Source organism: Ramlibacter sp., assembly GCA_019635435.1.
GTDB lineage: Bacteria > Pseudomonadota > Gammaproteobacteria > Burkholderiales > Burkholderiaceae_C > JAHBZM01.
The window spans coordinates 3,047,173-3,059,182 of record JAHBZM010000001.1 but is presented as its reverse complement, the minus strand read 5'-3'; the positions used below and the strand labels follow the sequence as shown (position 1 = coordinate 3,059,182).

The 12,010-nt window shown below is 66.8% G+C and carries 11 protein-coding genes; 8 read left to right on the top strand and 3 right to left on the bottom strand.

Features of this window, described 5'->3' with window-relative positions; all coding sequences use genetic code 11:
• Window positions 1–81: 81 nt before the first annotated feature.
• Both KF796_14805 and KF796_14800 read right to left on the bottom strand, forming a co-directional pair.
• Window positions 82–1,431, bottom strand: a complete 1,350-nt coding sequence (locus tag KF796_14805) for a sodium:proton antiporter (GenBank protein MBX3587905.1) — start codon at window positions 1,429–1,431, stop codon at window positions 82–84.
• A gap of 128 nt (window positions 1,432–1,559) precedes the next feature.
• Window positions 1,560–2,642 carry a fatty acid desaturase gene (locus KF796_14800; GenBank protein MBX3587904.1) on the bottom strand — a complete coding sequence of 361 codons (1,083 nt, stop codon included), beginning with the start codon at window positions 2,640–2,642 and terminating at the stop codon, window positions 1,560–1,562.
• 116 nt (window positions 2,643–2,758) lie between these two features.
• On the opposite strand from KF796_14800, the gene KF796_14795 reads away from it, so the two are divergent.
• The 5 genes from KF796_14795 to KF796_14775 all read left to right on the top strand — a co-directional run bounded on the left by KF796_14795 (window position 2,759) and on the right by KF796_14775 (window position 8,466).
• Window positions 2,759–3,832: a PAS domain S-box protein gene (locus tag KF796_14795; protein MBX3587903.1), complete on the top strand. Its 1,074-nt coding sequence runs from the start codon at window positions 2,759–2,761 to the stop codon at window positions 3,830–3,832.
• Entirely contained in the window at window positions 3,829–4,473 is a 645-nt protein-coding gene (locus tag KF796_14790) for a response regulator transcription factor (protein MBX3587902.1), read from the top strand. The genes KF796_14795 and KF796_14790 overlap by 4 nt, the downstream gene beginning before the upstream one ends.
• A 131-nt stretch (window positions 4,474–4,604) precedes the next feature.
• The gene (locus KF796_14785; protein ID MBX3587901.1) at window positions 4,605–5,000 is read left to right on the top strand and encodes a response regulator transcription factor; all 396 of its coding nucleotides are present in this window, start codon (window positions 4,605–4,607) and stop codon (window positions 4,998–5,000) included.
• Window positions 4,990–5,781, top strand: coding sequence for a helix-turn-helix domain-containing protein (locus KF796_14780; protein MBX3587900.1), 792 nt, complete (start codon window positions 4,990–4,992; stop codon window positions 5,779–5,781). Before KF796_14785 ends, KF796_14780 begins: the two co-directional genes overlap by 11 nt.
• Before the next feature lie 9 nt (window positions 5,782–5,790).
• The gene (locus KF796_14775) at window positions 5,791–8,466 is read left to right on the top strand and encodes a bifunctional acetate--CoA ligase family protein/GNAT family N-acetyltransferase (GenBank protein MBX3587899.1); all 2,676 of its coding nucleotides are present in this window, start codon (window positions 5,791–5,793) and stop codon (window positions 8,464–8,466) included.
• A gap of 48 nt (window positions 8,467–8,514) precedes the next feature.
• On the opposite strand, the gene KF796_14770 is transcribed toward KF796_14775, so the two are convergent.
• The gene (locus KF796_14770) at window positions 8,515–9,291 is read right to left on the bottom strand and encodes a helix-turn-helix domain-containing protein (protein ID MBX3587898.1); all 777 of its coding nucleotides are present in this window, start codon (window positions 9,289–9,291) and stop codon (window positions 8,515–8,517) included.
• Window positions 9,292–9,394: 103 nt separating this feature from the next.
• On the opposite strand from KF796_14770, the gene hemN reads away from it, so the two are divergent.
• From hemN to KF796_14755, 3 genes are all read left to right on the top strand, one after another.
• The gene (gene hemN, locus KF796_14765; protein MBX3587897.1) at window positions 9,395–10,777 is read left to right on the top strand and encodes an oxygen-independent coproporphyrinogen III oxidase; all 1,383 of its coding nucleotides are present in this window, start codon (window positions 9,395–9,397) and stop codon (window positions 10,775–10,777) included.
• A gap of 11 nt (window positions 10,778–10,788) precedes the next feature.
• Window positions 10,789–11,517, top strand: coding sequence for a sulfite exporter TauE/SafE family protein (locus tag KF796_14760; protein ID MBX3587896.1), 729 nt, complete (start codon window positions 10,789–10,791; stop codon window positions 11,515–11,517).
• Between the two features lie 97 nt (window positions 11,518–11,614).
• Complete coding sequence (locus KF796_14755) at window positions 11,615–12,004, top strand: VOC family protein (GenBank protein MBX3587895.1); 390 nt, start codon at window positions 11,615–11,617, stop codon at window positions 12,002–12,004.
• Window positions 12,005–12,010 lie beyond the last annotated feature (6 nt).

Genomic DNA, 12,010 nt, shown 5'->3' with positions numbered 1-12,010 from the left:
GGAGCTTCTGGTGTTTGCGCTGGTCGACCCGCTGGAACTGCGCTGGGCTGGCCAGGCGCTGGAGCTGTCGCGCCAGGCCGCCTATACCTTCGCCTTTTTTGCTTTCTGGGCGGTCAGCGCGGGCTCGTGCGCGCTCACGGTGATACTGGGCTGGCCGATGGCACCGGATCCCGCATCGCCGGGATCGGCCGGCGGCTGAGGCGAGGCCTGGACCTTGCGAAAGTGGCCCATCAGGGGCTTGACACTGATGCCGTGCAGCAGGATGGACAAGGTCACCACAATCAGCGTCATCTGGACCAACTGGAGCGACAGGGGTTCGGGCAAGCCGTGCTGGATCGCGTACATCACGTAATAGAGCGAACCGATGCCACGCACCCCGAACCAGCCGGTCATGGCCTTGATGTGCCGCGCCTGCCGGGACCGGGCCAGTGCCGCGAACACACTGAGCGGGCGAGCCACCAGAAACAGGAACAGCGCCAGCGCCACGGCCTTCCAGCTCCATGAATTGAGGAAGAGGGAGCCCCCCAGCAATAGCACCAGCACCAGCTCGGACAGACGCTCCAGGTGCTCCTTGAACACCAGCGCCCCTTCGCTGACCGTGGCGGCCTGGGCCTTGCGGGTGTACTTCAGCTCGGTCTGGCGCAGAGCCACGGCGGAAAAGAACACGGCCAGAAAGCCCCAGGCATGGGCCATGACGGCCGCCCCGTAGACCAGCGCAATCAGGCCGAGGCCCAGAAAGTCGTCCATGAGGCGATGGTGAAAGGGCGCCCTTCGCAACCAGGTTCCCAGGCGGGCCAGCGCGGTGCCGCCGGCCACGCCAATGGCGATGCCCGCTGCGGAGGCCCACAACACGTCCACTGCGGCCCAGCGCAGGCCAAAGTCGCCCAGCTCGTGCAGGCCCAGAAGCCCCAGCCCCAGCATCACGAAGGGGAAGGCCGCGCCGTCGTTCATGCCTGCCTCGCAGGTCAGATCGAAGCGCAACTGGTCGCGGTCATTGGGGTTGCGGATCTGCACATCGGTGGCAAGCACCGGATCGGTGGGGGCGACGATGGCGCCCAGCAACACGCCGGCGCCCAGGGGCAATCCCAGCACCCACCAGGCAAACAGGGCAATCGTGGCCACGGTGAGCGCCATGGAAGCGGTCGCCAGCAGCAGCGGCGTGCCCCAACGCGCCAGGCTGAACGGAGCGGGCATCTTCACGCCGGCAGAGAACAGCGAAATCAGCACGGCCACCTCCGTCATGGTTTCGAGCAGGGCGGATTGCTTCAGGGGATTGAAGTGGAACAGGTCCAGGCCGGTGGGGCCCACGAGCAAGCCCACGACCAGGTAGATGATGGCCGAGGTGACTGGCGAACGCTTGAGCAGGGAGGTGGTCAGGCCCATGGCGAGCAACAGGCTGCCGATGAGCATGAACCACTGGGCATGGGTCATCAAATTCATCCGGTGGTACGGACGGCAATGCAGTCGCCGCACGGCAAGCCGGAACGCGCGTCATCCCGTCTGCGTGGTGACAAACCCCAAGCGTAGCGGCACCCGGGTGCTTTCAGTGTAGGACGCGGTCAACAGGCATCGTGGGGCGCGCTGGCAGCGCGGCCGGCATAGTCGGTCCAGCAGGCCCGCTCAAAGTCGTACAGCTTGCATTGGCGGGCCGTGCGGAAGTACCAGCGCCAGGAAAAGGGCTGGACGATGATGCGGCCGGGCAGCAAGGTTTCAAGCCGCGCCTGCGCGCGCTTGAGCCGGTACAGGGGGATGCTCATGTCCACGTGATGGGCCGTGTGTTCCATGATGTGGTGCAGCAGCGCGCCCATGCCCCTGCGAAAGGTCAGGTGCACGGTGGTCGAGACAAACGGCTGGGCGCGGGACCAGGCGGTTCGCTCGCGGTGCCAGGCCACATCGGTGTGGGTGTGGTGAACGTAGACCACGAAGCCGATCAGCGCGAACCAGACCGCCAATGGCACGATCAGACCCGCCAGAAGGACCTGCCACACCGGTTGCTGCCGCGCGTGTGCCGCTGTCACCAGCATCGCCACCCAGAACAGGGCAAAGGCGCACACCAGCAGGTTGTCCAGGATGAAGACCGGCCGGCGGGTGGGGGCGTGGCGGCGTGCAGGAAAGAACATGCGCTTCCACCAGATTTCCACCATGTAGTACAGCCCTGGCGCCCAGCCGCTGCGGTAGACCCGGTCCAGCAGGCGCTGCAACGGACTCAGGCTGCGGAACTCCTGCAACGTGCAGGGCGCCCAGACGAAGTCAAACCCCTTGAGGTTGGTGTAGCCATGGTGCACCACGTTGTGGCCCACATCCCACAGGCTGTAGGGGGTCAGTGAGGGAAGGAAGGCCACGCGCCCCAGCCACTTGTTGAGGCGGCGATGCGGCGTGAGGCTCTGGTGGCAGGCGTCATGGCCGATGATGAACAGCCGGGCAATCAGGACGCCGGCAGCCAGGCCGCACAGCAGCTTGGCCCACAGCGGTATGGCCTGCGTGGTTCCGGCCAGGCTCAGCAGCAGCAGTGCGCCATCCAGCAGCAGCAACAGCACCGGCCATGCCGTCTTGCGGTGCGCCAGGGGCACCAGCCATTGGCGGATGATTTTGCGGTGGGGAAGGGGTTGGCCGGGCGCGAGGGGGGAAACGTTCTGGGGCATGGCGAAGCGGTGGATGAGCCCGCGAGTGTGGGGTGTTCGGGCCGCTCGAAACTTGATGCGGGTCAAACCAGGGTGCCTTGTGCTGTAAATTCAGGGCGATCCATTTCCGGCAAACCATGTCCGAGCCCTATTCACCCCTGCATCACGCCGATCAGGCCGACGTCCGTCTGAGGGGATTGCTCGACTCGGCCATGGACGCCATCATCACCGTCGATGCCCGGCAGCGCATCGTTCTCTACAACCGCGCCGCCGAGAAAATTTTCGGCTGGCCCAGCGAGCAAACGCTGGGCCAGCCGCTCGAAATGCTGATGCCCCAGCGTTTCCGGGCCGGTCATGCGGCCGATGTGCGGCGCTTTGCCGCGACGGGCACCACCTCCCGTCGCATGGGTGACGGCACGGTGCTTTATGCACAGCGCGCCAGCGGAGAGGACTTTCCGGTGGAGGCGTCAATTTCCCAGATCGATACCCCCGAGGGGAAGCTCTTTACCGTGATCCTGCGCGATGTGTCCGAGCGCGTGCGTGCGCAGGAGGAGCTGAGTGCCTTTGCCACCGCCGCCCAGGCGCTGCGCGAGGAGGAAAAGACCCGCGTTGCCCGCGAATTGCATGATGAACTGGCCCAGTCGCTCACGGCACTCAAGATGGACACGATCTGGTTGCGGGAGCATCTGCGGCATGACGCGCAGGCCGTGGCGGCCAAATTGGATGACATGCTCGCCATGCTGGACAGCACCGTGGCAGCAACCCGGCGCATCGCGGCTGACCTTCGGCCCCTCTTGCTGGACGACCTGGGCCTGGTGCCGGCCATCGAGTGGCTGGCGCAGAATTTTTCCCAGCGCACCGGCGTGCCATGCGAACTGGCGGTCGACGAGGACGTCGATCTGCCCGAGCCTTATGCCACGGCGGTGTTCCGCATCGTGCAGGAGTCGCTGGCCAACGTGGCCAAGCATGCTGGCGCTTCGAGTGTGACGGTGCGGATTGACCGGACGCCCGTGGCCGTGCAGCTTGAGGTCAACGATAACGGATGTGGCTTTGCCGTGGCCGCGCCGCGCAAGCCCCAGTCGCTGGGCCTCATGGGCCTGCGTGAACGGGCCCATTTGCTCAAGGGCCACATTGAGATCATCAGCCAGCCGGGGCAGGGCACCCGCATTCAGGTGAGCATTCCCGTCCATCTGGCGGAGGTTTCACCATGATCCGGATTGTGGTGGCCGACGACCACGCGATCGTGCGCGAGGGCCTGAAGCGCATCGTTTCATCGGTGTCTGGCATGGAAGTGGTGGGTGAAGCGGCCGACGGGACGCAGGTGATGCAGCGGGTGCGCGAACTCAGCTTTGATGTCCTGATGCTGGACCTGTCCATGCCGGGGCGCAGCGGCATGGAACTGATCAGGCTGGTTCACGCGGAAAAGCCCAAGCTTCGCATTCTTGTGCTGAGCATGCACCAGGAATTGCAGTACGCGGTGCGCTCCATCAAGTCCGGGGCCAGCGGGTATCTGACCAAGGAAAGCGCGCCTGACCAGCTCGAGCAGGCGATCCGGAAAATTGCAGCCGGAGGCGCCTATGTCACGGCCGAGGTGGCACAGCAGCTGGCGCTGGGAGCCATGCCTGGCAACGATGCCGCGCCCCACGAGGCCTTGTCAGCACGCGAATTCGAAGTGTTTCGACTGCTCGTGGCGGGCGTGTCGCCGACCGATGCGGCGCAGCGGATGAATCTTTCGGTCAAGACCATCAGCACCCACAAGGCCAACCTGATGCAGAAGCTGGGGCTGAACAACACCAGTGACCTGGTCCGCTATGCCCTCAAGCATGGGCTGGCCGAGCAGCTGGATCCCTGAAGCGGCGTCGCGGCGCTCGGAATTGTCCTAGGCCAGGCCGGTCCCGGCCTAGCCGTCAACCGGACGCCGCCTAGGTCCGATTTCATCCGGCGCCGATGGTCCGGAAGCGACAGAACGACGACAGTTGTTCCATGCCGCACAACAGCCTTTCCCCCACGTTTTTCCTGGTGGATGACGCGTTGCCGATTCGCCAGCGCGTGGCTTCCATGCTGACCGCTTGTGGAATGGGACTGGTCGGCGAAGCCGAGACCCCCGAGGCCGCCATTGACGGGATTCTTCAGGCCCAGCCCGACGTGGTGTTGCTGGACATCCAGCTCCGGGGAGGAACCGGGCTGGAGGTCCTGCGTGCCGTTCACCGCGCCGCGCCCGGGATCGCCTTTGTCGTGTTCAGCAACAGCGCCGGGCCCGCCTACCGCAAGCGTTACCTGGCCGCGGGTGCCGCAGCCTTTCTTGACAAGAGCAACGAGCTGGACCGGCTCGCGCAAACCGTTTCGAGCGTTACCCAAGGGAATCACCATGTCCACTGAAACCATTGAATCCTTTCCTGTCCATGCCCTGCGATGGGTAGCACCCGCCTCGCTGTCGCCGCGGCCGTCCGTGACACCTCTGACCACCCAGTGCTCCAGTTGTCATTTGCGCGAGCTTTGCCTGCCCTGCGGGATGAATGGGGGTGATGTCCAGTTGCTGGATGCACTGGGTTTTGCCCGGCGCCGGATCCAGGCCGGCCGCAGCCTGTACCACGAAGGGGATCGATTCAGCTTCATTTACGCGGTGCGCAGTGGCACGTTCAAGTCCAGCCTGGCGCTGGCCGACGGGCGCGAGCAGGTCAGCGGCTTCTACATGGCGGGAGAACTGCTGGGGCTGGACGGCGTGGCCCACGGCACGCACGCCAGCACGGCCATTGCGCTGGAAGACACCGAGGTCTGTGCCATTCCCTACAGCAACCTGATGGATCTTTCCAGCGGCAGCCCCGGCCTGCAGCATGTGGTGAGCCGCCTGATGAGCCGCGAGATCGTGCGCGAGCACAGCCTCATGATGCTGCTGGGCAGCATGAACGCAGAGGAGCGGCTGGCCGCCTTCCTGCTCAACCTCTCGCAGCGCCTGAAAGCGCGCGGCTATTCCGCCAACGAATTTCACCTGCGCATGTCGCGCGCCGAGATCGGCAGCTACCTCGGGATGAAGCTCGAAACCGTGAGCCGCACCTTCTCGGCCTTTCAGCAGCAGCGCCTGCTGGAGGTGGACAAGCGACACATCCGCATCACCGACCTGGAGGGCCTGACCCGGGCCTTTGAGACGCGGGTGCATTGAGCGCTTCGAATGACCGTCCGGAATCTTGAGTTTCTCTTTCGTCCGGCCTCGGTGGCACTGATTGGTGCCTCCGGGCGGCTTGGCAGCGTGGGGGCGGTCGTGCTGGCCAATCTGCGCGCGGGAGGTTTCAAGGGCCCGATCTGGCCCGTGAACCACCGGCATGCCCTCGTGAACGGAGAGCCCGCGTGGCCCGACGTGGCTTCGTTGCCGCAGGCGCCCGACCTGGCCGTGATCTGCACCCCACCGCACAGCGTGCCCGGGCTCATAGCCGATCTGGGGCGCCGGGGAACCCGGGCGGCCATCGTCCTCACGGCGGGCCTTTCGGCATCGACGGCGGACGGATCTTCCCCGCTGGTGCAGCAGGCGCTTGACGCCGCGCGCCCCCACCTGTTGCGCGTGCTGGGCCCCAATTGCCTCGGCCTGCTGGTTCCGGCGCTGGGGCTGAACGCCAGCTTTGCGCCAGGAGGCGCCCGCCCAGGTCCCCTGGCCTTCGTGACGCAGTCGGGGGCGCTGGCGACCGCCATGCTGGACTGGGCGGGCGGTCAGAACATCGGCTTCTCGCACTTCGTTTCCATGGGGGACTGCGCGGATGTGGACTTTGGCGATGTGCTGGACTACCTGGGCAGCGACAGTGGGACACGGGCGATCCTGCTGTACATCGAATCAGTCCAGTCAGGGCGCAAGTTCATGTCGGCAGCCCGTGCCGCGGCCCGCAACAAGCCGGTGATCGTGGTCAAGGCGGGCCGGATGCCGGCGGGGGCCCGCGCGGCGGCCTCGCACACGGGCGCAATTGCCGGCTCCGACAGCATTTTTGATGCAGCCATCCGGCGGGCCGGCATGTTGCGCGTGGACACGCTGGAGGCCCTGTTCGACGCGGCTAAAACCCTGGCATATGCCAGGCCCCAGCGGGGCGAACGGTTGGCCATTCTCACCAATGGCGGCGGTGCGGGCGTCCTGGCGGCCGATTCCCTGGCCATGGCCGGTGGCACGCTCGCTGACCTTTGCCCGGCCACGCGTGCCAGCCTGGACGCCTGCCTGCCGGCGACCTGGTCCCAAGGCAATCCGGTGGACATCATTGGCGATGCACCGGCCGAACGCTACGCGGCCGCGCTGGGGGTGCTGTTGCAGGCGCCCGAGGTGGATGCGGTGCTGTTCATCCATGCCCCGACCGCCGTTGTTTCCGCCAACGACATCGCGGCCCTGTGTGTGCCCCTTTTCATCAAGGCCGACAAGCCCGTGCTGACCTGCTGGCTGGGCGGCCCGGCCGTGGCGGCCGCCCGCCGGGCGTGCGCCGCAGCGGGAATTTCAACATTTCCTTCGCCCGAACGCGCCACGGCGGCCTGGATGCAGCGGGTCCTTCATGCCCGCAACCAGGAGGCCCTGCAGCAGATCGCTCCGGCCGCGTCAGCGGATTTCCGCCCCGATCTCGCTGCGGCCCGGCATCTGATGGCACCGGCCCGGGAGCAAGGCCAGGCGTGGCTGGATGAAATGCGCGCCAAGCGGCTGCTGCAGGCCTATGGCATCCCCGTGGTTCAGACCCGCACTGCGGTTGATGCCGACGAAGCCGCGGCCGTGGCCGGGGACATCGGGTTTCCGGTGGCGCTGAAGATCCTGTCGCCACAGGTGCTGCACAAATCCGACGTGGGGGGTGTGGCCCTCGGGCTGGACTCGGCGGAGGCCGTGCGCAGCGCGGCGCACGCCATGCTGCAGCGGGTGCGGCAGATGCGGCCGGACGCCAGCCTTCAGGGCTTCACCGTGCAGGCCATGGCGCAACGGGACGGGGCACGCGAACTGATTCTGGGCGTGACCACGGACCCGGTGTTTGGCCCGGTGATCTTGCTGGGTGCCGGTGGCACCGACGTGGAACTGCACCGCGACCACGCGGTGGGGCTACCGCCGCTGAATGCCCGGCTGGCCGCGGACCTGATTGATCGCAGCGGCCTGGCCCCCTTCCTTGCGGGCCACCGGGGCCGGCCGGCGGCGGACCGGGGGGCCCTGATCGACACGCTGCTGAAGCTGTCCCGCATGGTTTGCGATCTGGCGCCGCTGGTCGAACTGGATATCAATCCGCTGTTGATTGATGCGTCGGGGGTGATGGCCCTGGATGCGCGGGTGCGCATGTTGCCCCCTGGCGCCGACCCCCGCACGCCGCTGGCCATCCTGCCCTACCCGGTGCAGCTCGAAGAATCGCTGGAACTGGGCGGGCAGGCACTGGAACTCAGGCCCATCCGTCCCGACGACGGGGAGCGCCTTCGGGCCTTCTACGCGGCGGCGACACCCGCCGACATGCGTCTGCGCTTCTTCATGTCGCGCCGCGAGGTGCCATTGGCCGAAGTGGCGCGGTTCACCCAGATCGACTATGACCGCGAGATGGCCCTGGTGGCCTTGTTGCCGGGTGCCCTGGACGCAAGGCGCCTGGTGGGGCAGGTGCGCGCGGTGTGCGACCCGGACAACCAGCAGGCGGAATTCGCCATCCAGATCGCCACCGACTGGCAGGGGCGGGGGCTGGGGCGCCTGTTGCTGGGCCGGATGGTGGACTGGCTGCGCTCGCGCGGCACGGCCGAAATGGTGGGTGAGTGCCTCCCGGAAAATCGCGGCATGCTGGAACTGGCGCGCAAGGCCGGCTTTGAAACCGGGCAGGGCGCCGACGGTGGCACGGTGAGATTGCGTCTGCCGCTGCGGTGAACGACGGGCCACTGCGTGCAGTTGCCGGCCACCGGTCATGCCGCTTCTTCAGCGGTTGCAGTCCGGGTGGTTGACGATGTCTTTCAGGCCCTGGCCGCTCAGGATGCGGATGTGGCGATACCGGACCTCCAGCAAGCCGTCGTCGACAAAACGGGAGAAAGTGCGGCTCACGGTTTCGAGCTTGAGGCCCAGGTAGCTTCCGATTTCCTCGCGCGTCATGCGCAGGACCAGCTCGGTGCTTGAAAATCCCCGCGCGTGCAGGCGTTGCGCGAGGTTCAGCAGGAATGCGGCGAGCCGCTCCTCGGCCCGCATGCTGCCCAGAAGCAGCATCACGCCGTGTTCCCGGACGATCTCGCGGCTCATCACGCGGTGCACATGGTGCTGCAGCGCGTCAATGTCGCGCGAGAGTTCCCCCATGTGTTCAAAGGGCATCACGCAGACTTCGGCGTCCTCCAGTGCCACGGCGTCGCAGGTGTGGCGGTCATGGACAATGCCGTCCAGACCAAGGATCTCGCCCGCCATCTGGAAGCCGGTCACCTGGTTGCGGCCATCCTCCGCGCTCACGCAGGTCTTGAAAAACCCGGTGCGAATGGCGTACAGCGCGCTGAAGGCGTCGCCTTGGCGAAACAGCGCGCCACCGCGCCGGACCTTTCGCCGTGTGGTGACCACCGCGTCAATGCGCCGCAGTTCCTCGGGGCTCAGTCCGACCGGCATGCACAGTTCGCGCAAATTGCAGCTCGAGCACGCCACCCGGATCGCGTCAGCCGCTTGATGGGGTGCGCCGTGCAGGGGAACGACGTTGGCAACGGGCGTGGAATCGGGCATTGCGGGGGGCTTTCTGATCCTGGTCAAATTGTCCCGCGGGATGCCGGCGCTGGCTTGATCCAGGTCAAGTGCACGGGCCGGTTGCGGCGGCACAGTCGGGCTCATGAATCCAGTCACGCCCGAGCTGCTGCGCCGGTTTGATATTGCCGGCCCCAGGTACACCTCCTACCCGACCGCGGACCGCTTTGTGGAAGCGTTTTGCGCTCCCGACTACCGCCAGGCGCTGGCCCAGCGCGGCGAGGGCCCGGCCGCGCTCGCCATGCCGCTGTCGATCTATGTGCACATCCCGTTCTGCGAGTCACTGTGCTACTACTGCGCCTGCAACAAGATCATCACCCGTCATCACAGCCGCGGGGCAGAGTACCTGCGTTACCTAGGCCGCGAAGTGGACCTGCATGTGGCCGAACTCGGCCTGGGCCAGCCGGTGTCGCAGCTCCATCTGGGAGGCGGCACGCCCACCTTCCTGTCAGACGGGGAACTGGGCGAACTGATGGCCATGCTGCGCCGCAGCTTCTCGCTCGCGCCGGGAGGCGAGTACTCCATCGAGGTGGACCCGCGCACCGTGGACGCCAAGCGGCTGCAGGCACTGGCCGACATGGGTTTCAACCGGGTGAGTTTTGGCGTGCAGGACTTTGACCCTGAAGTGCAGAAGGCGGTGCATCGTGTCCAGCCGGCCGAGCAGGTGTTTGCGCTGATGGCGCAGGCCCGGACCATTGGCTTTGAGTCGGTCAACATTGACCTGATCTATGGCCTGCCCAGGCAGACCCCGGAATCGTTTGCGCGCACGCTCAGGCAGGTGCAGCAATTGCGGCCTGACCGGATCGCCCTGTATGCCTACGCCCATCTTCCCGAGCGCTTCAAGCCACAGAGGCGGATCGTGCCGGCCGAGCTGCCGGGTGGCGCTGCCAAGGTGGACATGCTGTCCCAGTCCCTGTCGGCCTTCATCAGCGCCGGCTACGTTTACGTGGGCATGGACCACTTCGCATTGCCTGGCGACGCACTGGCCGTGGCCAAGCGCCAGGGCCGGCTGCACCGGAATTTTCAGGGCTACAGCACCCAGCCGGACTGTGACCTGATTGGCCTGGGCGTGTCGGCCATCGGCCGCATCGGCGCCACCTACAGCCAGAACGCCAAGACCATGGAGGAGTACTGCGACCATCTGGACCAGGGCCGCCTGCCCGTGGTTCGCGGCCTGGCGTTGAGCCGCGACGACCTGGCGCGCCGCGCGGTCATCATGGCGCTCATGTGCCAGGGGCAGGTGTTGTTCGAGTCGATCGACATGGCCTGGCTGATCGACTTTCGAAGCTACTTCGCCGCGGAGCTGGAGCAATTGCGTTCACTGGCCGGTCAGGGCCTGGTGACCGTGGATGACGCAGGCATCCAGGTGACCGCCAGCGGCTGGTTCTTTGTGCGTGCGGTGGCCATGGTGTTTGACCGCTACCTGCAGGCCGACCGCAACCGCGCAAAGTTCTCGCGGATTCTCTGAGCGGTGCGACCATGTCCATCCCCCTTGCGCTGACCGGGCTGGCCATGGGCCTGGCCGGCGGTGTGCACTGCGCCGCCATGTGCGGTGCGGCCTGTGCGGGCGTTGTGCGGCTGTCATCCGGGCCGGCGGCGCTGCAGCCTGCGGGGCCTCTTGCCGCGCGTGCGGTGGCCACCCGGTCGGCCGCCAGCGCCACCTTCACCCTGCAGGCCGGCCGCCTGCTCGGCTACGGCGCCGCAGGCGCGCTGGCGGCCACCGCCATGCAGAGCCTGGCCTGGATCACCAGCCAGGCCACGGTGCTGCGTCCGGTGTGGACCCTGTTCCATGCGGGGCTGCTGGCCTGGGGCCTGATGCTGCTGGTGCTGGCGCGCCAGCCTGCCTGGGCTGACGGCGCGGGCCGCGCCCTGTGGGCGCGCGTGCAGCCGTTGACGCAGGCCCCCGGCGGCCTGCTGGCCACCGGAGCGCTGTGGGCGCTGATGCCCTGTGGCCTGCTGTACTCGGCCCTTCTGGTGGCCGCACTCAGTGGTGGCGCCCTGCAAGGGGCGCTGACCATGGCGATGTTTGCCGCAGGCAGCAGCCTGTCCATCGTGGCTGCGCCCTGGCTGCTGCTGAAGGTGCATCAGCGGGCCAATCACTGGCGCCAGGACTGGGGTACGCGCCTGGCCGGCCTGGCCCTGGTGGGCATTGCAGGCTGGGCGATCTGGATGGATTTGCTGCAGCGCGTGGGCGTCTGGTGCGAGTAGCGGATTGACCAGGGCGGCGCGGCACGCCACAGTCCCCGCAGACGCCTGATTCCATGCAGAATTCCCGTGGGTCCCGCCCGGGACCGGGAGAGTGGCGATGTCGATAGAGCTTGACCATGTGATCGTGTCCGCGCGGGACCAGCGTGCCTCGGCCCGGCTGCTGGCTGAACTGCTGGGGGTCCGCTGGGCGCAGAGCGGCGCAGGCCCTTTTTCGCCGGTGTATGTGAACCAGGGCCTGACACTGGATTTCATTGACGATGCGACGGAATTCCCCGTGGCGCATTTCTGCTTTCGCGTGAGCCCCGAAGCATTTGACGGCATCCTTGCGCGCATCCGCGCCCGGGGCATCCCGTTTCGCAGTTCGGTGCGCGGCCCGGTGGACATGGCCGTCAACACTGACCATGGCGGGCGCTTGATCTACTGGAACGAGCCCGATGGCCACCAGTGGGAAATTCTCACCGTGAGTTACGCGCGCGAGCCTTCGTGAACGCGG

Excerpts from the sequence above, each read along its gene's own strand:
- KF796_14775 (MBX3587899.1), top strand. The coding sequence starts at position 5,791 with ATGACCGTCCGGAATCTTGAGTTTCTCTTTCGTCCGGCCTCGGTGGCA.
- KF796_14800 (MBX3587904.1), bottom strand. The coding sequence starts at position 2,642 with ATGCCCCAGAACGTTTCCCCCCTCGCGCCCGGCCAACCCCTTCCCCAC.
- KF796_14805 (MBX3587905.1), bottom strand. The coding sequence starts at position 1,431 with ATGACCCATGCCCAGTGGTTCATGCTCATCGGCAGCCTGTTGCTCGCC.
- KF796_14755 (MBX3587895.1), top strand. The coding sequence starts at position 11,615 with ATGTCGATAGAGCTTGACCATGTGATCGTGTCCGCGCGGGACCAGCGT.
- KF796_14790 (MBX3587902.1), top strand. The coding sequence starts at position 3,829 with ATGATCCGGATTGTGGTGGCCGACGACCACGCGATCGTGCGCGAGGGC.
- KF796_14795 (MBX3587903.1), top strand. The coding sequence starts at position 2,759 with ATGTCCGAGCCCTATTCACCCCTGCATCACGCCGATCAGGCCGACGTC.
- KF796_14760 (MBX3587896.1), top strand. The coding sequence starts at position 10,789 with ATGTCCATCCCCCTTGCGCTGACCGGGCTGGCCATGGGCCTGGCCGGC.
- KF796_14780 (MBX3587900.1), top strand. The coding sequence starts at position 4,990 with ATGTCCACTGAAACCATTGAATCCTTTCCTGTCCATGCCCTGCGATGG.
- KF796_14785 (MBX3587901.1), top strand. The coding sequence starts at position 4,605 with ATGCCGCACAACAGCCTTTCCCCCACGTTTTTCCTGGTGGATGACGCG.
- hemN (MBX3587897.1), top strand. The coding sequence starts at position 9,395 with ATGAATCCAGTCACGCCCGAGCTGCTGCGCCGGTTTGATATTGCCGGC.
- KF796_14770 (MBX3587898.1), bottom strand. The coding sequence starts at position 9,291 with ATGCCCGATTCCACGCCCGTTGCCAACGTCGTTCCCCTGCACGGCGCA.